This is a genomic window from Pseudomonas paracarnis (assembly GCF_904063055.1).
GTDB classification, from domain to species: domain Bacteria; phylum Pseudomonadota; class Gammaproteobacteria; order Pseudomonadales; family Pseudomonadaceae; genus Aquipseudomonas; species Aquipseudomonas paracarnis.
Genome location: NZ_CAJFCN010000002.1, coordinates 436,401 through 455,589 on the forward strand (window position 1 = coordinate 436,401; position 19,189 = coordinate 455,589).

Here is a 19,189-nt window from a genome sequence, read left to right on the forward strand (position 1 = left end):
AGCTCCTTAGATCTTGCCAGCGGCGCGGATTTCGGCCAGCACGACAGTGATGCCACGCTTGTCGATAATACGCATGCCTTTAGCAGATACGCGCAGACGCACGAAACGTTTCTCTTCTTCAACCCAGAAGCGGTGATGCTGCAGGTTCGGCAGGAAACGACGACGGGTTTTGTTATTTGCGTGGGAAATGTTATTCCCAGTCACCGGACCCTTACCGGTAACTTGACAGACTCTCGACATGCCTCAGCCCTCTAAAACCACATGCCCAACCCGGCATGGGTTGGCCGCTTAATCTCTCAGTCATTTGGCGCCAGGCGCCGCGTTTCTTTAGGGTCTTACCGGCTACACCTACAGTGAAGGAACCGGGCCCCTAGAAAAGAGCGCTGCTTTATACCAGAAAGACCCCAGTGCAACAACAACCTGTGTACTTTTAGCAGCGTAAATCTTGGCCACAAGTGCCTGAACCGCTGCCAGGAGGGGCCGCTGTAACAGCCGACCGCTCGTCGCACAGAATGATTTACAACGCCTGCGGTCACAGGGAAGTGCACGGCGAAACACGCTGAGGCGCCATCAAAACAGCATTTTGGCCAAAAGCACAGGCAAAAATGGGCTAGTCATTTATCAATCAGACCTCTACGGTAGGCTTTTTCCAGACTGCACTCGCAGATGGGCCTTCGATCTGCACAGGAAACCGAATATGCGCCTCGCTGCCCTACCGCTATTGCTTGCCCCTCTCTTTATTGCGCCGATGGCCGTTGCGGCCACCAACTTGAGCGTATGCACCGAGGCCAGCCCCGAAGGCTTCGATGTGGTGCAGTACAACTCACTGACCACCACCAACGCCTCGGCCGACGTGCTGATGAACCGTTTAGTGGAATTCGACGCGGCCAGTGGCAAGTTGGTACCGAGCCTTGCAGACAGCTGGGAAGTGTCGCCCGATGGGCTGACGTACACCTTCAAACTGCACCCCGATGTGAAATTCCATCGCACCAGTTATTTCAGCCCAAGCCGCACCTTGACCGCCGAAGACGTGCGCTTCAGCTTCGAGCGCATGCTCGACCCGGCCAACCCGTGGCACAAGATCGCCCAGAGCGGCTTTCCTCACGCCCAATCCCTGCAATTGCCCACACTGGTCAAGAAAATCGACGCCCTTGACCCACTGACCGTGCGCTTCACCCTCGACCATGCCGACTCCACCTTCTTACCAGCACTGAGCATGGGCTTTGCCTCGATCTATCCGGCTGAATATGCCGATAAATTGCTCAAGGCTGGCACACCCGAGAAGCTCAACAGCCAGCCAATCGGCACCGGCCCGTTTGTGTTCGTGCGTTTCCAGAAAGATGCCGTGGTGCGTTACAAGGCCAACCCGGACTACTTCGCCGGCAAACCGGCGGTGGATAACCTGATTTTCGCCATCACCCCGGACGCCAATGTACGCCTGCAGAAGCTGCACCGCGATGAATGCCAGATCGCCCTGTCACCCAAGCCCCTGGATGTGGGCGAGGCCGAAAAAGACTCGGCGCTGAAGGTGGAAAAAACCGCCGCCTTCATGACCGCGTTCGTCGCCATCAACAGCCAGCACCCACCGCTGGACAAGCCCGAAGTGCGCCAGGCGATCAACCTGGCCTTTGATAAGGGCAGCTACCTCAAGGCCGTGTTCGAAGGCACCGCCGAAGCAGCCAACGGTGTCTACCCGCCGAACACCTGGAGCTATGCCAAGGAGTTGCCAGGCTACCCGCAGGACCTCGCCAAAGCCAAGGCGCTGCTGGGCCGCGCCGGGCTCAAGGACGGCTTCAAGACCACAATATGGACCCGCCCTACGGGCAGCCTGCTGAACCCCAACCCGAACCTCGGCGCCCAACTGTTGCAGGCCGACCTGGCCAAGGTTGGCATCCAGGCCGAGATTCGCGTGATCGAATGGGGCGAGTTGATCCGCCGCGCCAAGGCCGGCGAGCACGACTTGCTGTTCATGGGCTGGGCCGGCGACAACGGCGACCCGGATAACTTCCTGACGCCGCAGTTCTCATGCGCAGCGGTGAAGTCCGGCACCAACTTTGCCCGCTATTGCGACCCCACCCTGGATAAGTTGATCAGCGCGGGCAAAACCACCAGTGAGCAAGGTGTGCGCAGCAAGCTGTATCAGCAGGCCCAGGCGCAGATCCAGCAACAGGCGCTGTGGCTGCCACTGGCGCATCCGACGGCGTTTGCCTTGACCCGCAAGAACATCCAGGGGTACCAGGTAAGCCCGTTCGGGCGCCAGGACTATTCGAAAGTCAGCCTCAAGCCCTAAGGCACACTCCCACCTGTAGGAGCGAACTTGCTCGCTCCTACAGAGGCAGGACCGTTACAGCCAACCGTATTCAGCCATCGACAGCGGGTCGCCATCGCCCACGATGATATGGTCCAGCACCCGCACATCCACCACGTCCAGCGCCTTTTGCAGCAGCTTGGTCAATTTTCGATCAGCCGCGCTGGGCTCCGCGCTCCCCGACGGGTGGTTGTGGCACAGGATCAACGCCGCCGCGTTGTACGCCAAGGCGCGCTTGACCACTTGTCGCGGATAGACAATCGCAGCGTCGATGGTGCCCTGGGAAATGACCTCGAACCCCAGCACCCGATGCTTGGAGTCCAGAAACAGGCAGCCGAATATCTCATGGGGCTCATGGCGCAGCAGCGCCTTGAGGTACTCGCGCACGGCCAACGGGCTCTCCAGCACCGAGTCAGCCCGCAAGCGCTCAGCCAAGTGGCGCCGGGACATTTCCAGCACCGCCTGCAGTTGGGCAAACTTCGCCGGCCCCAGCCCCAGATGCTGGCTGAACAACGTCTGGCTGGCCTCCAGTAACGGGCGCAGGCCACCGAATTGCGCCAACAGATGGCGCGCCAGATCCACCGCACTTCGGCCGGCAACCCCCGTACGCAGGAAAATCGCCAACAGCTCGGCATCGGACAGGCTCGCTGCGCCGCCTTCCAATAATTTCTCCCGCGGACGCTCCGCCACGGGCCAATCACGAATACTCATCCCACCTCCCTGTATCTGCTCCGCTGTTGCCCGGCGGGCGCTGTGTTATCGTAGGGCCCTCTTTTTTGCCGGCGATTTCACCTGGGGAGGGGTCATCGCAGGCGTCACTGAACTGGCATCACTGAACTGGAAAGGCAAACCAATGCAGCGTCTGTATCGGAAACGCATCGTTCTCGGCGTCGGCGGCGGCATTGCCGCCTACAAGAGCGCAGAGTTGGTTCGCAGGCTCCTGGACCAGGGCGCCGAAGTGCGCGTGGTCATGACCCGTGGTGGCAGTGAGTTCATCACCCCGCTGACCATGCAAGCCCTGTCCGGCCACCCGGTTCACCTCGACCTGCTGGACCCGGCCGCAGAAGCCGCCATGGGCCATATCGAACTGGCCAAATGGGCCGACCTGGTGCTGATCGCCCCGGCCACTGCCGACCTGATCGCCCGCCTGGCCCAGGGCATTGCCGATGACCTGCTCACCACCCTGGTATTGGCCACCGACGCCACCGTCGCTATCGCTCCGGCCATGAACCAGGCCATGTGGCGCGACCCGGCCACCCAAGCCAATACCCAACTCCTGCAAACCCGCGGCCTCAAGGTGTTCGGCCCGGCATCCGGCAGCCAAGCCTGCGGCGACGTCGGCCTGGGCCGCATGCTCGAAGCCACGGACCTCGCACAATGCGCCGCCGAGTGCTTCCAGCACCTGGCCCTGACCGGCAAGCACGTGCTGATCACCGCTGGCCCAACCCAGGAAAACATCGACCCGGTCCGCTACATCACCAACCATAGCTCAGGAAAAATGGGCTTCGCGTTGGCAGAAGCCGCGGTCGAGGCAGGCGCACGGGTCACACTGATCACAGGTCCCGTGCATCTGCCCACCCCTGATCGCGTCACGCGGATCGACGTAGTCAGCGCCCGGGACATGTTGGCGGCCTGCGAAGCCGCCATTCCCTGCGACCTGTTTATCGCCTCGGCAGCGGTTGCGGATTACCGCCCGGAGGTCGTGGCCCCGCAGAAGCTCAAGAAAGACCCTACGAGCGGCGACGGCCTGCTCCTGCAAATGGTGCGTAACCCGGACATCCTGGCCACCATCGCAACCCGTCCAGACCGTCCGTTCAGCGTCGGTTTCGCTGCCGAGACCGAGCACCTGCTGGACTACGCCGCACGCAAACTGAAAGACAAAAACCTCGACCTGATCGTTGCCAATGATGTCGCCAACCCGAGCATCGGCTTCAACAGCGAGGAAAATGCGTGCAGCGTGATCGACCGCGAACTGCACGCCACCCTTTTCGCCCAGACCAGCAAGGGCAAGATTGCCCGCCAACTGATCTCTTTTATCGCCCAACGGCTGAACCAGGTTTAATGTCCATGCACGCTTTGCAAGCCAAGATTCTCGACCCACGCCTCGGCAACGAATTCCCTCTGCCGGCGTACGCCACGCCGGGTTCCGCCGGCCTGGACCTGCGCGCCATGCTCAAGGAGGACACCGTCCTTGAGCCGGGCCAAACCATCCTGATTCCCACTGGCCTGTCGATCTATGTCGGCGATCCTGGCTTGGCGGCGCTGATCCTGCCGCGCTCCGGCCTGGGTCACAAACATGGCATCGTGCTCGGCAACTTGGTCGGCCTGATCGACTCCGACTACCAGGGCGAGTTGATGGTGTCGTGCTGGAACCGTGGCCAGACTGCTTTCAACATCGCCGTCGGCGAGCGCATCGCCCAACTGGTATTGGTGCCGGTGGTGCAGGCGCATTTTGAATTGGTGCAGGAATTCGATGAAACCCAACGCGGCGCAGGCGGTTTTGGGCATTCCGGCAGTCACTGACTAAGCTGAACGTGGCCGGATGCAATCGTCCGGCCACGCGCCACCGCCCGGCTTTTCAGGATGAAGAATGCGCGGAAATAATCATCGAGATTTCTCTAATGAAATCAAAGGACTACGTAAAAATAATGCTAGCGCCGAAGCGCCGATGGCATTTTTACACCACGAACTCTCTGCCGAAAACGCCGTCATACCCTTCAGTTTGAGCCTGCCGGCCAGCCACATCAGGCCCGCCTTGCCCCCTTTCAGATGGAGTTTCCCCCGCGATGAGTACCGCAGCCCGCGTAGCCCCGACCTTTCCCGACAGCATTTTTCGCGCCTATGACATCCGTGGTGTGGTCCCCAAGACCCTGACCGCCGAAACCGCCTACTGGATCGGCCGCGCCATCGGCTCCCAGAGTCTGGCCCAAGGCGAACCCAACGTCTCGGTAGGCCGTGACGGCCGCTTGTCTGGCCCGGAGCTGGTCGAGCAACTGATCCAGGGCCTGGCTGACAGCGGCTGCCATGTCAGCGACGTCGGCCTGGTGCCAACCCCCGCGCTGTACTACGCCGCCAACGTACTGGCGGGCAAATCCGGGGTCATGCTCACCGGCAGCCACAATCCGTCGGATTACAACGGCTTCAAGATCGTCATCGCTGGCGACACCCTCGCCAATGAACAGATCCAGGCCCTGCACACCCGCCTGAAGACCAACGACTTGACCAGCGGCACCGGCAGCATCACCAAGGTCGATATCCTCCAGCGCTACTCCGATGAAATCACTCGCGACGTCAAGCTCGCCCGCCGCTTGAAAGTCGTGGTGGACTGCGGCAACGGCGCAGCGGGTGTGATTGCCCCGCAATTGCTCGAAGCCCTGAACTGCGAAGTGATCCCACTGTTCTGCGAAGTGGACGGCAACTTCCCCAACCATCACCCAGACCCAGGCAAGCCGGAAAACCTGGTGGACCTGATCGCCAAGGTCAAGGAAGTGGGCGCCGACGTCGGCCTGGCCTTCGATGGCGACGGGGACCGTGTGGGCGTGGTGACCGAAACCGGCGAGATCGTGTTCCCGGACCGCCTGTTGATGCTGTTTGCCCGCGACGTGGTTGCGCGCAATGCCAACGCCGAGATCATCTTCGACGTGAAATGCACGCGTCGCCTGACGCCATTGATCAAGGAGTACGGCGGTCGCCCGCTAATGTGGAAGACCGGTCACTCGTTGATCAAAAAGAAAATGAAGGAAACCGGCGCGCTGTTGGCCGGTGAAATGAGCGGCCACGTGTTCTTCAAGGAGCGCTGGTTCGGGTTTGATGATGGTATTTACAGCGCCGCTCGCCTGCTGGAGATCCTCAGCAAGGAGAAATCCACGGCCGAAGAGCTGTTTCAGACCTTCCCGAATGATATTTCTACGCCAGAAATCAATATCCATGTGACCGAGGAGAGCAAATTCAGCATCATTGACGCATTGCACGATGCGCAATGGGGTGAAGGCGCCAACCTGACCACCATTGATGGTGTGCGAGTCGATTACGCCAAAGGCTGGGGCCTGGTTCGCGCGTCCAACACCACACCGGTGCTGGTCCTGCGTTTCGAGGCGGATACCGAGGCTGAGTTGCAGCGCATCAAGGACGTGTTCCACGCCCAGTTGAAACGTGTTGCCCCTGATCTCCAATTACCGTTCTGATTTTTTGCCCGGAGCCCTGAATGACCCTCGAACGCGAAGCCGCTGCCAACACCGCCAAGGTCCTGTCCGAAGCGTTGCCTTATATTCGACGCTACGTCGGCAAGACGCTGGTGATCAAGTACGGCGGCAATGCCATGGAAAGCGATGAGCTGAAAACCGGCTTTGCGCGCGACATCGTGCTGATGAAGGCCGTAGGGATCAACCCCGTGGTCGTCCACGGCGGCGGCCCGCAAATCGGCGACCTGCTCAAGCGGTTGTCCATCGAGAGTCACTTCATCGATGGCATGCGCGTCACTGACGCGCAAACCATGGACGTGGTGGAAATGGTCCTCGGCGGCCAGGTCAACAAAGACATCGTCAACCTGATCAACCGCCACGGCGGCAGCGCCATCGGCCTGACCGGCAAGGATGCGGAACTGATCCGCGCCAAGAAACTGACCGTGACCCGCAAGACGCCGGAGATGACCCAGCCGGAAATCATCGACATCGGCCAGGTGGGCGAAGTCATCGGCATCAACACCGATTTGCTCAACCTGCTGGTCAAGGGCGACTTCATCCCGGTAATTGCGCCGATCGGCGTGGGTGCTAATGGCGAGTCCTATAACATCAACGCCGATCTGGTAGCCGGTAAGGTGGCGGAAGCACTGAAGGCTGAAAAGCTGATGCTGCTGACCAACATCGCCGGCTTGATGGACAAGGAAGGCAAGGTACTGACCGGCTTGACTACCCAGCAGGTAGACGACCTGATCGCCGACGGCACCATCTACGGCGGCATGTTGCCGAAGATCCGTTGCGCACTGGAAGCGGTGCAGGGCGGCGTCGGCAGCTCGCTGATCCTGGATGGCCGCGTGCCAAATGCAATCCTGCTGGAAATCTTCACCGATACTGGTGTGGGCACGCTGATCAGTAACCGCAAGCGTCCTTAACCGCTGCAAAGCAAAAAGCCCCGCTCAATCGAATTGAGCGGGGCTTTTTGTTTGTACACAGTTCAAATGTGGGCGCTGGCTTGCCTGCGATGACGGCAGTACATTCTAAAATGCACCGCCTGACACACCGCTATCGCGGGCAAGCCCGCTCCCACAGGATTCAGTGTCAGACGCCGAACTGCTCGCGGTAGGCACGCACCGCCGGCAAATGCTGCTTGAGCTGCGGGTCATCTTCCAGGAACTGCAACACCTGGTTCAACGACACGATGCTCACCACCGGAATGCCGAAGTCACGCTCCACTTCCTGGATCGCCGACAACTCACCGTTGCCGCGCTCCTGGCGGTTCAAGGCGATCAGTACACCGGCAGCCTTGGCGCCGTCCTGGGAAGCGATGATCTGCATCACTTCACGGATAGCAGTACCCGCGGTGATCACGTCATCGATGATCAGCACCTCGCCGGTCAATGGCGCGCCGACCAGGCTGCCACCTTCACCATGGGCCTTGGCTTCCTTACGGTTGAAACACCACGGCAAGTCCTGCCCGTGATGCTCCGCCAGCGCTACCGCCGTCGCCGCTGCCAGGGGAATACCCTTGTAGGCCGGGCCAAAGAGTACGTCGAAGGAAATACCGCTCTCAACGATGGCTGCCGCATAGAAACGGCCCAGCTGAGCCAGGGCCGAACCTGAGTTGAACAGGCCCGCATTGAAGAAGTACGGGCTGGTGCGCCCGGACTTGAGGGTGAACTCACCGAAGCGTAAAACGCCGCGATCGATGGCAAAACGAATGAAATCGCGCTGATACGCCTGCATGAAAAAAGCCTCAGATACCACGGATTTAGCTAATTGGGTGGACGGCGTGTATCATACACGCACGCGATTTTTGGGGCCATTTATGCGGATCATCAGTGTGAACGTTAATGGTATTCAGGCTGCAGTCGAGCGTGGTTTGCTCAGTTGGCTGCAAGCACAGAATGCCGACGTCATCTGCCTGCAGGACACCCGTGCCTCCGCCTTTGAACTGGACGACCCAGCCTTCCAACTGGATGGCTACTTCCTTTATGCCTGCGATGCCGAAGTGCCCACCCAAGGTGGCGTGGCTTTGTACTCGCGGTTGCAACCCAAGGCGGTCATCAGCGGCCTCGGCTTCGAGACAGCCGACCGCTACGGGCGTTACCTGCAAGCCGATTTCGACAAGGTCAGCATCGCGACCTTGCTGCTTCCTTCCGGGCAGAACGGCGATGAAGACTTGAACCAGAAATTCAAGCTAATGGACGATTTCGCCCGTTACTTGGATAAACAGCGACGTAAACGTCGCGAGTACATTTATTGTGGCTCGCTGTACGTGGCGCAACAGAAGCTGGATATCAAGAACTGGCGCGACAGCCAGCAATCCCCAGGCTTCCTGGCGCCGGAACGCGCCTGGATGGACGAGATTGTCGGCAACATGGGCTATGTCGATGCCCTGCGCGAAGTCAGCCGCGAAGGCGACCAGTACAGCTGGTGGCCAGATAACGAACAGGCTGAGATGCTCAACCTGGGCTGGCGTTTCGACTACCAGCTGCTGACCCCAGGCCTGCGCCGGTTCGTACGCAGTGCACGCCTGCCGCGCCAGCCGCGCTTCTCGCAGCACGCGCCGCTGATCGTGGACTACGACTGGACATTGACCATCTGAGGTCGTTTTCCAGGCACAAAAAAACCGACACTGATGTCGGTTTTTTTGTGGCCGTTCGGTTACTTGACCAGGCGCCAGGTCCACGGATAGCGATAGGCAATGCCTTTGTTGGCCTTGATACCGGCGATGATCGTCAGTATCAACGCCCCGATCACCAGCACGGTCATCAGCAAGAAGCCAACAACCACGAAGCCCAACAAGAGGCACACCAGCCAGGCGATCGCCACGGTGATCTGGAAATTCAGCGCCTCCTTGCCCTGGTCATCGATGAGCGGGTCCATGTCCTTCTTGAATTGCCACAGGATCAACGGCCCCAGCAAGCTGCCGAAGGGGAATACCAACCCCAGGAATGCCGCAAAATGACACAACATTGCCCACTGGCGTACTTCCTTGGACGGGGCCGGGACCGGCAACTGGCTGTCATTCATGGCGCTTCTCCTTGGGGCCGGCTCAGTCAGCCAGCGCGGCGTTCTGCAATTCAAAGATTTCGGTCATGCCTTTCTGGGCCAAGGCCAGCATGGCGTTCAGCTCAGCCGGCTGGAATGGCGCGCCTTCGGCAGTGCCCTGCACTTCGATGAAACCACCGGTGCTGGTCATGACCACGTTGAGGTCGGTCTCGGCGGCCGAGTCTTCCAGGTAGTCCAGGTCCAACACAGGCTCGCCCTGGTACATGCCAACCGACACAGCGGCGATCATCTGCTTGAGCGGGTCACCCGCTTTCAGGCCGCCACGCTTCTTGATCACTTTCAGTGCGTCGACCAGGGCCACCATGGCGCCGGTGATGGACGCCGTGCGGGTGCCGCCATCTGCCTGGATCACGTCGCAGTCGACGTAGAGGGTCACGTCACCCAGCTTGGACATATCCAGGGCAGCACGCAGGGAACGGCCGATCAAGCGCTGGATTTCCAGGGTACGCCCGCCTTGCTTGCCACGGCTGGCTTCACGCTGGTTACGCTCGCCAGTCGCGCGCGGCAGCATGCCGTATTCAGCGGTCAACCAACCCTGGCCCTGGCCCTTGAGGAAGCGCGGCACGCCGTTTTCGACGCTGACAGTGCAGATGACCTTGGTATCGCCAAACTCGACCAGTACGGATCCCTCGGCGTGTTTGGTGTAGTTGCGGGTGATGCGGATCGAGCGGAGCTGATCGGCAGCGCGACCACTTGGACGTTTCATAGGGGATACCTGTACTGAGGACGAAAAACTGCCGAGCATTATAGAGCCGCAAGCCGGTTCGGGGCACTTCTAAAAAATCCGGTTACCAATGCCCGGGTTTGGGCGCCTACCTCCCACTGCGCTACAATCCTGCGCCTCCAGACTGTAGGAGCGAGCTTGCTCGCGAAAAACGCCAACAATTACGGGGGCTTCCTGATTCAGCGCGGCGCCTTGCGTTCTTCGCGAGCAAGCTCGCTCCTACAGGTCGGCCTGGCCAATTTCTATTTATCCAACGCGAGGTACCTCCATGGTGCACAGCATGACCGCCTTCGCCCGTGTCGAAAAAGCCGGGACCCAAGGCACCCTCAGCTGGGAACTGCGCTCGGTCAACAGCCGTTACCTGGAGCCGCACCTGCGCCTGCCAGAGTCGTTCCGCGACCTCGAAGGCGCCGTGCGTGAAGCGCTGCGCCAGGGCATTTCCCGTGGCAAGCTGGAATGCACCCTGCGCTTTACCGAAGAAACCACCGGCAAGCCGCTGCAGGTCGACCGCGACCGCGCCGCCCAACTGGTGGCCGCTGCCGAAACCATCGCCGGCCTGATCAAGCAGCCGGCCGCATTGAACCCTCTGGAAGTATTGGCCTGGCCCGGCGTGCTGGTGGCCGACGCGGCTGACCCACAGGCCCTGAATGCCGAAGCCCTCGCCCTGTTCAACCAGGGCCTGAAGGAACTCAAGGCCGGCCGTGAGCGCGAAGGCACCGAACTGGCGCGCCTGATCAGCGAGCGGCTGACGTCGATCGAAGCCGACGTAGTGACCCTGCGTGAACTGGTACCGCAGATGCTCGCCACCCAGCGCCAGAAGGTCCTCGACCGCTTCACCGACATGAAGGCCGACCTCGACCCGACGCGCCTGGAACAGGAAATGGTCCTGCTCGCACAGAAGAGCGACGTGGCCGAAGAACTCGACCGCCTGAGTACCCATATCCTTGAAGTGCGCCGCGTACTCAAGTCGGGCGGTGCCGCCGGTCGGCGCCTGGACTTCCTGATGCAGGAACTCAACCGCGAAGCCAATACACTGGGCTCCAAGGCGTTCGACCCGCGCAGCACCACGGCGGCGGTCAACCTCAAAGTGTTGATCGAGCAAATGCGCGAACAAGTACAGAATATTGAGTAAGGCAACCTCCATGACCCACAGCACCGGCACCCTTTACATCATTTCCGCCCCTTCGGGCGCGGGCAAGAGCAGCCTGGTCAAGGCCTTGACCGACGCTGACGAGCAGATCCGCATTTCGGTCTCGCACACCACCCGCGCCATGCGCCCGGGCGAGGTAGACGGCGTGCACTATCACTTCGTCGAGCGTACCGAGTTCGTCAAGATGATCGAACACGGTGACTTCCTGGAGCGCGCCGAAGTGTTCGGCAACCTCTACGGCACCTCGCAGAGCCACCTGCAACAGACCCTGGACGAAGGCCACGACCTGATTCTGGAGATCGACTGGCAGGGCGCCGAGCAAGTGCGCCAGCTGATGCCCAAGGCGCGCTCCATCTTCATCCTGCCGCCCTCGCTCCAAGCCCTGCACCAGCGTCTGACCAACCGTGGCCAGGACAGCGACGAGATCATCGAAGGTCGCATGCGTGAGGCCGTCAGCGAAATGAGCCACTACGTCGACTACGACTACCTGATCATCAATGACGACTTCACCCACGCATTGGACGATTTGAAGGCGATTTTCCGCGCCAACCAACTGCAGCAAAAGCGCCAACAGCAGCGTTTCGGCAAATTACTCGCCGAATTGCTCGGTTGATTGGCGCTTCCCAAAACAGCTGCAAGGGCCTTACATTGGCACTTGTAGCGGTTTTGCGAAGGCCTGCGAAAAATCAGCGCTTCCCTAAACGCTGGTGATTTTTTAAACTGCTCAGTCCGCTCGCCCAACCGGGCAGCGCGCATCTTGCATTCGCTCCGAGGAATACCATGGCCCGCGTAACCGTTGAAGACTGCCTAGAACACGTGGATAACCGCTTTGAGCTGGTCATGCTCTCTACCAAGCGTGCCCGTCAACTGGCCACTGGCGGCAAAGAGCCCCTGGTCCAGTGGGAAAACGACAAGCCTACCGTTGTAGCCCTGCGTGAAATCGCTGAAGGCCTGATGAGCTACGAGTTCATCGCCAACGCCGAAATCGTTGAAGACGAACCGCTGTTTGCAGCGTTCGAAGGCGAGTCCAACGAGGACGTCTAAGCCTATGCCTGGTCGACGTAGCACGGCGCGGGGTCACAGCCATCGGCAGGAGTTCACACTTTGCCGAGCATAGACGCCCTCGCCGATCGCTTATCGGCCTACCTCGGCGCCGACCAGGTCAACCTGGTTCGCCGAGCGTATTTCTATGCCGAACAAGCCCACGACGGCCAGCGCCGCCGCAGTGGCGAGGCGTATGTCACCCATCCTCTTGCGGTGGCCAATATTCTTGCCGACATGCACATGGACCATCAGAGCCTTATGGCCGCGATGCTGCATGACGTGATCGAAGACACCGGCATTGCCAAGGAAGCGCTCAGTGCGCAATTTGGCGAAACCGTGGCCGAACTGGTCGATGGGGTCAGCAAGCTGACCCAGATGAACTTCGAGACCAAGGCCGAAGCCCAGGCGGAAAACTTCCAGAAGATGGCCATGGCCATGGCCCGAGACATTCGGGTGATCCTGGTCAAGCTGGCCGACCGGCTGCACAACATGCGCACGCTGGAAGTGCTGTCCGGCGAAAAGCGCCGACGCATCGCCAAGGAAACCCTGGAAATCTATGCGCCCATCGCCAACCGGCTGGGCATGCACGCCATTCGTATCGAATTCGAAGACCTCGGCTTTAAAGCCATGCACCCCATGCGTTCGGCGCGCATCTACCAGGCGGTCAAGCGCGCACGGGGCAATCGCAAGGAAATCGTCAACAAGATCGAAGAGTCCCTGAGCCATTGCCTGGCGATCGACGAGATCGAGGGCGAGGTCAGCGGTCGGCAAAAGCACATTTACGGCATCTACAAGAAGATGCGCGGCAAGCGCCGGGCCTTCAACGAGATCATGGACGTGTACGCGTTCCGGATTATCGTCGACAAGGTCGATACCTGCTACCGCGTGCTGGGCGCTGTACATAATTTGTACAAGCCGCTGCCGGGCCGCTTCAAGGACTACATCGCAATTCCCAAGGCCAACGGCTACCAGTCGCTGCATACCACCCTGTTTGGCATGCACGGCGTGCCGATCGAGATCCAGATCCGCACCCGCGAAATGGAAGAAATGGCCAACAACGGCATTGCCGCCCACTGGCTGTACAAGTCCAGCGGCGACGAGCAGCCCAAAGGCACCCATGCTCGCGCGCGCCAATGGGTCAAGGGCGTGCTGGAAATGCAGCAACGTGCCGGCAACTCCCTGGAATTTATCGAAAGCGTGAAGATCGACCTGTTCCCGGACGAGGTCTACGTGTTCACGCCCAAAGGCCGGATCATGGAGCTGCCCAAAGGCTCCACGGCGGTCGATTTTGCCTACGCAGTGCACACCGATGTCGGCAACAGCTGCATCGCCTGTCGCATCAACCGGCGCCTGGCCCCGCTGTCCGAACCACTGCAAAGCGGTTCCACGGTGGAGATCGTCAGCGCACCGGGCGCTCGCCCCAACCCGGCCTGGCTCAACTTTGTGGTCACCGGCAAGGCACGTACGCATATTCGCCACGCGCTGAAATTGCAGCGCCGCTCCGAATCCATCAGCCTGGGCGAACGCCTGCTGAACAAGGTACTCAACGGCTTCGACAGCGCCCTGGACAAGATCCCGCAAGAGCGCGTGCAAGCGATGCTCCATGAGTACCGCCAGGAAACCATCGAAGACCTGTTGGAAGATATCGGCCTGGGCAACCGCATGGCCTACGTGGTTGCGCGCCGCCTGTTAGGCGAAGGTGAACAGTTGCCGAGCCCTGAAGGCCCGCTGGCAATTCGCGGCACCGAGGGCCTGGTGCTCAGCTACGCCAAATGTTGCACGCCGATCCCGGGTGACCCGATTGTCGGCCACTTGTCCGCCGGCAAAGGCATGGTGGTGCACCTGGACAACTGCCGCAACATCACCGAAATCCGCCACAACCCGGAAAAATGCATCCAGCTCTCGTGGGCCAAGGATGTCACCGGCGAATTCAACGTCGAGCTGCGGGTTGAGCTGGAACACCAGCGCGGCCTCATCGCCCTGCTGGCCAGCAGCGTCAACGCCGCCGACGGCAATATCGAGAAAATCAGCATGGACGAACGCGATGGTCGCATCAGCGTGGTCCAACTGGTGGTCAGCGTGCACGACCGTGTGCACCTGGCCCGCGTGATCAAAAAGTTGCGCGCCTTGACCGGTGTGATCCGCATCACCCGCATGCGTGCATAACCGATCCATTACAAGGAGTCATTCATGACCAAGACAGTTATCACCAGCGATAAAGCTCCAGCCGCCATCGGCACTTATTCCCAGGCGATCAAGGCGGGCAACACCGTCTACATGTCCGGCCAGATCCCGCTGGACCCAAAGACCATGGAACTGGTTGAAGGCTTCGAAGCCCAGACCGTACAGGTCTTTGAAAACCTCAAGTCCGTGGCTGAAGCTGCCGGTGGTTCGTTCAAGGACATCGTCAAGCTGAACATCTTCCTCACCGACCTCAGCCACTTCGCCAAGGTCAACGAGATCATGGGCAAGTACTTCGAACAACCTTACCCAGCCCGCGCCGCCATCGGCGTGGCCGCCCTGCCAAAGGGTGCACAGGTTGAGATGGACGCCATTCTGGTCATCGAGTAAAACACCCGGCGCAGCCCCAAAAGGCTGCGCCGACTTCGTTTCAGAAGGATTTCGTAATGCGCAAAGCGCTTGTAGCCTCTTCGTTGCTCGCCCTGTTGCTCGGTGGCTGTGCCAGTAACCCCGCCGACCTGGATGTAAGCGGTACCTGGATCAACCAGGCCGCCATCGACGCGGCGGCCAAGGGCGGCCCTTTGCGTGAAGCCCTGCAGTCTTATGGCCCCAACCTTGAGTGGGAGGTCAACACCAAGGCCTTGCAGGCCCGCTACTACAACGGTTTTGAAGTGGCGGAAGGCAAGTTGTCGGGTGAAGAGCCCGGCGCATGGAACGTGGATTTCTATGGCAGCTCTGCCACTGAACTCAAGCGCAAAGGCAAGCAACTGCTGCAAGTGGCCAACGACAACGAGCCCGAGCAGCTGTTTGCCCGCGCCAAAGACCCGGCCCCAGAAGGCGCGCCACTGGGCGCCAATTTCGAACGCGCGCTGTACGCGGCCTATATGGGCGGCGACTGGAAGATCAGCGACGGCACCGGCAGCGGCGCCACGGTGCAGTTCCAGGCAGACGGCAAGGTCGCCGGCCTACTGGGGGTTGATCGTTATTCACTCTGCCTGGCAGGCGATTGCGCCTCCATGAGCGGCGGCTATGACAGCATCTGGCTGCAACTGAACGGCCAGGGCAACCCTTGGATCTTCGCGCGCAAGGGTGAGCAACTGGAGATCTTCCAGGCGATCAATACCGCACAGGCCGATGAAGTGCCTTCGTTTACGCCAGGCCCTCGCCAATGGTTGCTTGAAAAGTAATAAAAGCCTCACCCAAATCCAAATGTGGGAGCTGGCTTGCCTGCGATGACGGTATTACATCCAACAAAGATGTGATTGATATACCGCTATCGCAGGCAAGCCAGCTCCCACATTTTTTGCGCGCTTCAGCCTTTCAGAATCGCCGCATAGCCTTCCCGGTAAGTCGGGTATGTCGGCATCCAGCCAAGCGCCTTGATACGCGCATTACTGCATTGTTTGCTGCCAGCACGGCGCACACTTGCATCTTCAGCCCACTCGGTCACACCCAGGTACTCGCGCAACCAGGCCACCACCTCGGCCAGTGGTGCCGGCGCATCGTCAACGCCGATGTAGACCTTGTCCAGCGAACCGCCCTTTTCCACATGCCGCAGCAAAAAGGCGAGCAGGCCCGCGGCGTCATCGGCGTGGATACGGTTGCCATACAACGGCGGGTCAACCGCTACGCGATAGCCTTGGCGAACCTGAGTGAGCAGCCATTCACGACCCGGGCCGTAAATCCCGGTCAGTCGCACGATGGTCGCTGGAATACCGCTGTTGAGCGCCACCTGTTCAGCCTCCAGCATCACCTGCCCGGAATAGCCCTTCGCTTGCGTCTCGGACGTTTCGTCGACCCACTCGCCGTTTTGCTGCCCATACACACTGCTGCTGGAGACAAACAGCAAATGCTTGGGCGTCTGGCCGTAGTCTTCCAGCCACTCCAGCACATGCAGCAACCCTTGCACGTAGGCGGCGCGATAGCCGGCTTCGTCGTGGTCAGTGGCAGCGGCGCAGTACACCAGGTAATCCACCCCGCCGATGGGCCAGGTGTCAGGGCAGTCCTTTTTGAACAGGTCGCCGGCGATGCCGATCACCCCGTCGGGCAGGCGCGAAATATCGCGGCGCAGGCCGTGAACCTCCCATTCCGAGGCCAGCAATTGGCTAGCCAGCCGACTACCCACATCACCGCAACCGGCAATCACAACAGAAGGCACAGACATCACAAAACTCCATTCTCAAAGGCGCAGATTAGCCGCGCGAGTGGATCAACGGCCAGTAAAAAGCGAAATAAAGTAACAGTGCCACTTTAGTTAACAAGAATTACTTGCAATAATAACCGCCCATTTGTCCTCGACCCGAAATGGTCTGGAAGGACGATCACCCATTTTTTCTCTCAGGTCCGGCCAGCATGACACGTCATACAAACCCCGCTTCGCCAACCAAGCTTCACAGCCCCTCCCGCGCCTGGCGTGCGATTGCTGCGATGCTGTTCAGCGTATTGCTGGCACCGACCGCCGCATTCGCTGACGCCACTGCCCCCGCCGCTCCGGCAGCTGCCGAGCAAAATGCCGCTACTGCGGCAACGCCTGCCGTCGCGCCAGTGGCCACCGACCCGGCCCAGGCCGCCGGCGCCGCCGCACCTGCCGACGAAACCGGCGTGGTGCTTGAGGAAGACAACACCCTGGGCATGGCCCACGACTTGTCGCCATGGGGCATGTACCAGAATGCTGACGTGGTGGTGAAAGCCGTCATGATCGGCCTGGCCATCGCCTCGATCATCACCTGGACCATCTGGATTGCCAAAGGCTTCGAGCTGTTGGGCGCCAAGCGTCGTCTGCGTGCTGAAATCGTCCACCTGAAAAAAGCCACCACCCTCAAGGAAGCGAGCGAAACCGCGACCAAGAAGGGCACCCTGGCCAACCTGCTGGTGCACGACGCGCTGGAAGAAATGCGCCTGTCGGCCAACACTCGCGAAAAAGAAGGCATCAAGGAACGCGTCAGCTTCCGCCTGGAGCGCCTGGTTGCCGCCTGTGGCCGCAACATGAGCAGCGGCACCGGCGTACTCGCCACCATCGGTTCCACCGCGCCCTTCGTCGGCCTGTTCGGTACCGTGTGGGGCATCATGAACAGCTTCATCGGCATCGCCAAAACCCAGACCACCAACCTCGCCGTCGTTGCCCCCGGCATCGCCGAAGCCCTGCTGGCGACCGCCCTGGGCCTGGTTGCCGCGATTCCTGCGGTGGTGATCTACAACGTCTTCGCCCGTTCGATTGCCGGCTACAAGGCTCAGGTATCGGATGCATCGGCTGAAGTCCTGTTGCTGGTCAGCCGTGACCTCGATCACCTGCCTACCGAGCGCAGCTCGCAACCGCACATGGTGAAAGTGGGGTAATCGGCCATGGGCCTGCATTTGAATCAAGGCGACGACGAACTCGTCGAGAACCACGAAATCAACGTCACGCCGTTTATCGACGTGATGCTGGTGCTGCTGATCATCTTCATGGTGGCGGCACCGCTGGCGACCGTGGACATCAAAGTGGACCTGCCCGCGTCCAGCGCCAAGCCGGCGCCGCGGCCAGAGAAACCGATATTCCTCAGCGTCAAGGCGGACCAACGCCTGTTCCTGGGCGAAGAAGAGGTCAAGGCTGAAACCCTGGGGCCGGTGCTGGATGCCAAGACCCAAGGCAAGAAAGACACGACGATCTTCTTCCAGGCCGACAAAGGCGTGGACTATGGCGACCTGATGAGCGTGATGGATGCCCTGCGGGCAGCCGGCTACCTCAAGGTAGGCCTGGTCGGACTTGAGACGGCAGCCAAGAAATGATCACGACGCGCCACAAACTGACGCGTTATGGCACCAGCCTCGCCGTCGTGCTGGGCGTGCATGCCGTCGCGATCATCATCGCGCTCCAATGGTCCGCGCCGCAGGCGATCCAGCTGCCACCCGCCGCCATGGTCATCGACCTGGCGCCGCTGCCAGCGCCACCGCCGCCTCCAGCACCGCCCAAGGTCGTTGCGCCGCCGCCACCACCGGTCGAAGAGCTGCCCCTGCCGAAGCTGGCCGAGGCGCCCAAGCCAACGATCCAGGTGCCCAAGCCGGTCAAGCCCAAGCCTAAGCCACAACCGCCAAAGCCGGTGGAGAAGAAGCCCGAGCCGCCCAAGGAGAAACCTTCCGAGGAGCCACCGAGCGAAACGCCGCCGAGCAACGCACCTGCGCAGAAGTCCGCCCAGCCTACACCGGGCCCGTCCGCACAGCAGCTGGCCGCCCAGGCATCCTGGCAAAGCACGTTGCTGGCGCACCTGCAGAAATACAAGAAGTACCCGCCCGGCGCCCAACGCAGTGGCAAGGAAGGTATGAACCGCTTGCGCTTCGTGGTCGATGGCGAAGGCAATGTGCTGTCCTACGAACTGGAAGGCCGCTCCGGCAACGCCGACCTGGACCGTGCAACGCTTGAGATGATCCGCAAGGCTCAGCCGCTACCCAAGCCACCGGCAGACCTGTTGAAAAACGGCAGCGTCGAACTGGTCGCGCCGTTCGTCTACAACATCGACAAGCGTCGCCGCTGACAGAGCACTGTGGGAGGGACT

At 60.6% G+C, this 19,189-nt stretch carries 20 protein-coding genes and 1 pseudogene; 15 read left to right on the top strand and 6 right to left on the bottom strand.

Annotated features, from left to right (window positions below; genetic code table 11):
- Positions 1-6 precede the first annotated feature (6 nt).
- Positions 7-240, bottom strand: coding sequence for a 50S ribosomal protein L28 (rpmB, locus tag JMV15_RS06650; RefSeq protein ID WP_003176907.1), 234 nt, complete (start codon positions 238-240; stop codon positions 7-9).
- A 457-nt stretch (positions 241-697) separates the two neighbouring features.
- Between rpmB and JMV15_RS06655 the strand changes: the two genes are divergently transcribed.
- A complete protein-coding gene (locus JMV15_RS06655; protein WP_014720479.1) occupies positions 698-2,290 on the top strand; it encodes an ABC transporter substrate-binding protein in 1,593 nt (530 codons plus the stop codon).
- Positions 2,291-2,344: 54 nt separating this feature from the next.
- Here JMV15_RS06655 and radC read toward each other — a convergent pair whose 3' ends face one another.
- Complete coding sequence (gene radC / locus JMV15_RS06660; protein WP_014720480.1) at positions 2,345-3,019, bottom strand: RadC family protein; 675 nt, start codon at positions 3,017-3,019, stop codon at positions 2,345-2,347.
- 142 nt (positions 3,020-3,161) lie between these two features.
- Here radC and coaBC point away from each other — a divergent pair, with 142 nt between their 5' ends.
- From coaBC to argB, 4 genes and pseudogenes are all read left to right on the top strand, one after another.
- Entirely contained in the window at positions 3,162-4,370 is a 1,209-nt protein-coding gene (gene coaBC / locus JMV15_RS06665) for a bifunctional phosphopantothenoylcysteine decarboxylase/phosphopantothenate--cysteine ligase CoaBC (RefSeq protein ID WP_003195481.1), read from the top strand.
- Between the two features lie 5 nt (positions 4,371-4,375).
- Positions 4,376-4,831 carry a dUTP diphosphatase gene (dut, locus tag JMV15_RS06670; RefSeq protein ID WP_014720481.1) on the top strand — a complete coding sequence of 152 codons (456 nt, stop codon included), beginning with the start codon at positions 4,376-4,378 and terminating at the stop codon, positions 4,829-4,831.
- A gap of 254 nt (positions 4,832-5,085) precedes the next feature.
- Positions 5,086-6,492, top strand: a pseudogene (locus tag JMV15_RS06675) (phosphomannomutase/phosphoglucomutase); the annotation flags it as partial.
- A gap of 20 nt (positions 6,493-6,512) precedes the next feature.
- Complete coding sequence (gene argB / locus JMV15_RS06680) at positions 6,513-7,418, top strand: acetylglutamate kinase (protein ID WP_003213275.1); 906 nt, start codon at positions 6,513-6,515, stop codon at positions 7,416-7,418.
- A gap of 166 nt (positions 7,419-7,584) precedes the next feature.
- Here the strand turns inward: argB and pyrE are convergent, their stop codons facing one another.
- Positions 7,585-8,229: an orotate phosphoribosyltransferase gene (gene pyrE / locus JMV15_RS06685; RefSeq protein ID WP_014720483.1), complete on the bottom strand. Its 645-nt coding sequence runs from the start codon at positions 8,227-8,229 to the stop codon at positions 7,585-7,587.
- 82 nt (positions 8,230-8,311) lie between these two features.
- Here pyrE and JMV15_RS06690 point away from each other — a divergent pair, with 82 nt between their 5' ends.
- A complete protein-coding gene (locus JMV15_RS06690; RefSeq protein ID WP_003195493.1) occupies positions 8,312-9,091 on the top strand; it encodes an exodeoxyribonuclease III in 780 nt (259 codons plus the stop codon).
- Between the two features lie 59 nt (positions 9,092-9,150).
- Here the strand turns inward: JMV15_RS06690 and JMV15_RS06695 are convergent, their stop codons facing one another.
- Both JMV15_RS06695 and rph read right to left on the bottom strand, forming a co-directional pair.
- On the bottom strand, positions 9,151-9,519 hold the full coding sequence (locus tag JMV15_RS06695) for a DUF4870 domain-containing protein (RefSeq protein ID WP_003195495.1): 369 nt from the start codon (positions 9,517-9,519) through the stop codon (positions 9,151-9,153).
- Positions 9,520-9,541: 22 nt separating this feature from the next.
- Positions 9,542-10,264, bottom strand: coding sequence for a ribonuclease PH (rph, locus tag JMV15_RS06700; RefSeq protein WP_003195497.1), 723 nt, complete (start codon positions 10,262-10,264; stop codon positions 9,542-9,544).
- A gap of 286 nt (positions 10,265-10,550) precedes the next feature.
- On the opposite strand from rph, the gene JMV15_RS06705 reads away from it, so the two are divergent.
- The 6 genes from JMV15_RS06705 to JMV15_RS06730 all read left to right on the top strand — a co-directional run bounded on the left by JMV15_RS06705 (position 10,551) and on the right by JMV15_RS06730 (position 15,844).
- Positions 10,551-11,414: a YicC/YloC family endoribonuclease gene (locus JMV15_RS06705; RefSeq protein WP_014720484.1), complete on the top strand. Its 864-nt coding sequence runs from the start codon at positions 10,551-10,553 to the stop codon at positions 11,412-11,414.
- A gap of 10 nt (positions 11,415-11,424) precedes the next feature.
- Positions 11,425-12,045 (top strand): guanylate kinase, encoded by a 621-nt coding sequence (gene gmk, locus JMV15_RS06710; protein WP_019818119.1) that lies wholly within the window; start codon positions 11,425-11,427, stop codon positions 12,043-12,045.
- A 167-nt stretch (positions 12,046-12,212) separates the two neighbouring features.
- Entirely contained in the window at positions 12,213-12,476 is a 264-nt protein-coding gene (rpoZ, locus tag JMV15_RS06715; protein WP_003195508.1) for a DNA-directed RNA polymerase subunit omega, read from the top strand.
- Positions 12,477-12,536: 60 nt separating this feature from the next.
- Positions 12,537-14,642, top strand: coding sequence for a bifunctional GTP diphosphokinase/guanosine-3',5'-bis pyrophosphate 3'-pyrophosphohydrolase (spoT, locus tag JMV15_RS06720; protein WP_003195510.1), 2,106 nt, complete (start codon positions 12,537-12,539; stop codon positions 14,640-14,642).
- Between the two features lie 24 nt (positions 14,643-14,666).
- Positions 14,667-15,047, top strand: coding sequence for a RidA family protein (locus tag JMV15_RS06725; RefSeq protein WP_003176922.1), 381 nt, complete (start codon positions 14,667-14,669; stop codon positions 15,045-15,047).
- A 56-nt stretch (positions 15,048-15,103) separates the two neighbouring features.
- The gene (locus JMV15_RS06730) at positions 15,104-15,844 is read left to right on the top strand and encodes a hypothetical protein (protein WP_201491324.1); all 741 of its coding nucleotides are present in this window, start codon (positions 15,104-15,106) and stop codon (positions 15,842-15,844) included.
- Between the two features lie 125 nt (positions 15,845-15,969).
- On the opposite strand, the gene JMV15_RS06735 is transcribed toward JMV15_RS06730, so the two are convergent.
- Complete coding sequence (locus tag JMV15_RS06735; protein WP_014720486.1) at positions 15,970-16,821, bottom strand: SDR family oxidoreductase; 852 nt, start codon at positions 16,819-16,821, stop codon at positions 15,970-15,972.
- A 188-nt stretch (positions 16,822-17,009) separates the two neighbouring features.
- Here JMV15_RS06735 and exbB point away from each other — a divergent pair, with 188 nt between their 5' ends.
- The 3 genes from exbB to JMV15_RS06750 are packed head-to-tail and all read left to right on the top strand — an operon-like array spanning position 17,010 to position 19,168.
- The gene (exbB, locus tag JMV15_RS06740; protein WP_032873316.1) at positions 17,010-17,993 is read left to right on the top strand and encodes a tonB-system energizer ExbB; all 984 of its coding nucleotides are present in this window, start codon (positions 17,010-17,012) and stop codon (positions 17,991-17,993) included.
- Between the two features lie 6 nt (positions 17,994-17,999).
- Positions 18,000-18,425, top strand: a complete 426-nt coding sequence (gene exbD, locus JMV15_RS06745; protein WP_003195519.1) for a TonB system transport protein ExbD — start codon at positions 18,000-18,002, stop codon at positions 18,423-18,425.
- Positions 18,422-19,168 (top strand): energy transducer TonB family protein, encoded by a 747-nt coding sequence (locus JMV15_RS06750; protein ID WP_003195521.1) that lies wholly within the window; start codon positions 18,422-18,424, stop codon positions 19,166-19,168. Before exbD ends, JMV15_RS06750 begins: the two co-directional genes overlap by 4 nt.
- The last annotated feature ends 21 nt before the right edge of the window (positions 19,169-19,189 follow it).

Excerpts from the sequence above, each read along its gene's own strand:
- pyrE (WP_014720483.1), bottom strand. The coding sequence starts at position 8,229 with ATGCAGGCGTATCAGCGCGATTTCATTCGTTTTGCCATCGATCGCGGC.
- rpoZ (WP_003195508.1), top strand. The coding sequence starts at position 12,213 with ATGGCCCGCGTAACCGTTGAAGACTGCCTAGAACACGTGGATAACCGC.
- rph (WP_003195497.1), bottom strand. The coding sequence starts at position 10,264 with ATGAAACGTCCAAGTGGTCGCGCTGCCGATCAGCTCCGCTCGATCCGC.
- JMV15_RS06735 (WP_014720486.1), bottom strand. The coding sequence starts at position 16,821 with ATGTCTGTGCCTTCTGTTGTGATTGCCGGTTGCGGTGATGTGGGTAGT.
- JMV15_RS06750 (WP_003195521.1), top strand. The coding sequence starts at position 18,422 with ATGATCACGACGCGCCACAAACTGACGCGTTATGGCACCAGCCTCGCC.
- exbB (WP_032873316.1), top strand. The coding sequence starts at position 17,010 with ATGACACGTCATACAAACCCCGCTTCGCCAACCAAGCTTCACAGCCCC.
- JMV15_RS06690 (WP_003195493.1), top strand. The coding sequence starts at position 8,312 with ATGCGGATCATCAGTGTGAACGTTAATGGTATTCAGGCTGCAGTCGAG.
- argB (WP_003213275.1), top strand. The coding sequence starts at position 6,513 with ATGACCCTCGAACGCGAAGCCGCTGCCAACACCGCCAAGGTCCTGTCC.
- radC (WP_014720480.1), bottom strand. The coding sequence starts at position 3,019 with ATGAGTATTCGTGATTGGCCCGTGGCGGAGCGTCCGCGGGAGAAATTA.
- JMV15_RS06705 (WP_014720484.1), top strand. The coding sequence starts at position 10,551 with ATGGTGCACAGCATGACCGCCTTCGCCCGTGTCGAAAAAGCCGGGACC.
- rpmB (WP_003176907.1), bottom strand. The coding sequence starts at position 240 with ATGTCGAGAGTCTGTCAAGTTACCGGTAAGGGTCCGGTGACTGGGAAT.
- JMV15_RS06725 (WP_003176922.1), top strand. The coding sequence starts at position 14,667 with ATGACCAAGACAGTTATCACCAGCGATAAAGCTCCAGCCGCCATCGGC.
- JMV15_RS06730 (WP_201491324.1), top strand. The coding sequence starts at position 15,104 with ATGCGCAAAGCGCTTGTAGCCTCTTCGTTGCTCGCCCTGTTGCTCGGT.
- JMV15_RS06695 (WP_003195495.1), bottom strand. The coding sequence starts at position 9,519 with ATGAATGACAGCCAGTTGCCGGTCCCGGCCCCGTCCAAGGAAGTACGC.
- coaBC (WP_003195481.1), top strand. The coding sequence starts at position 3,162 with ATGCAGCGTCTGTATCGGAAACGCATCGTTCTCGGCGTCGGCGGCGGC.
- dut (WP_014720481.1), top strand. The coding sequence starts at position 4,376 with ATGCACGCTTTGCAAGCCAAGATTCTCGACCCACGCCTCGGCAACGAA.
- JMV15_RS06655 (WP_014720479.1), top strand. The coding sequence starts at position 698 with ATGCGCCTCGCTGCCCTACCGCTATTGCTTGCCCCTCTCTTTATTGCG.
- gmk (WP_019818119.1), top strand. The coding sequence starts at position 11,425 with ATGACCCACAGCACCGGCACCCTTTACATCATTTCCGCCCCTTCGGGC.
- exbD (WP_003195519.1), top strand. The coding sequence starts at position 18,000 with ATGGGCCTGCATTTGAATCAAGGCGACGACGAACTCGTCGAGAACCAC.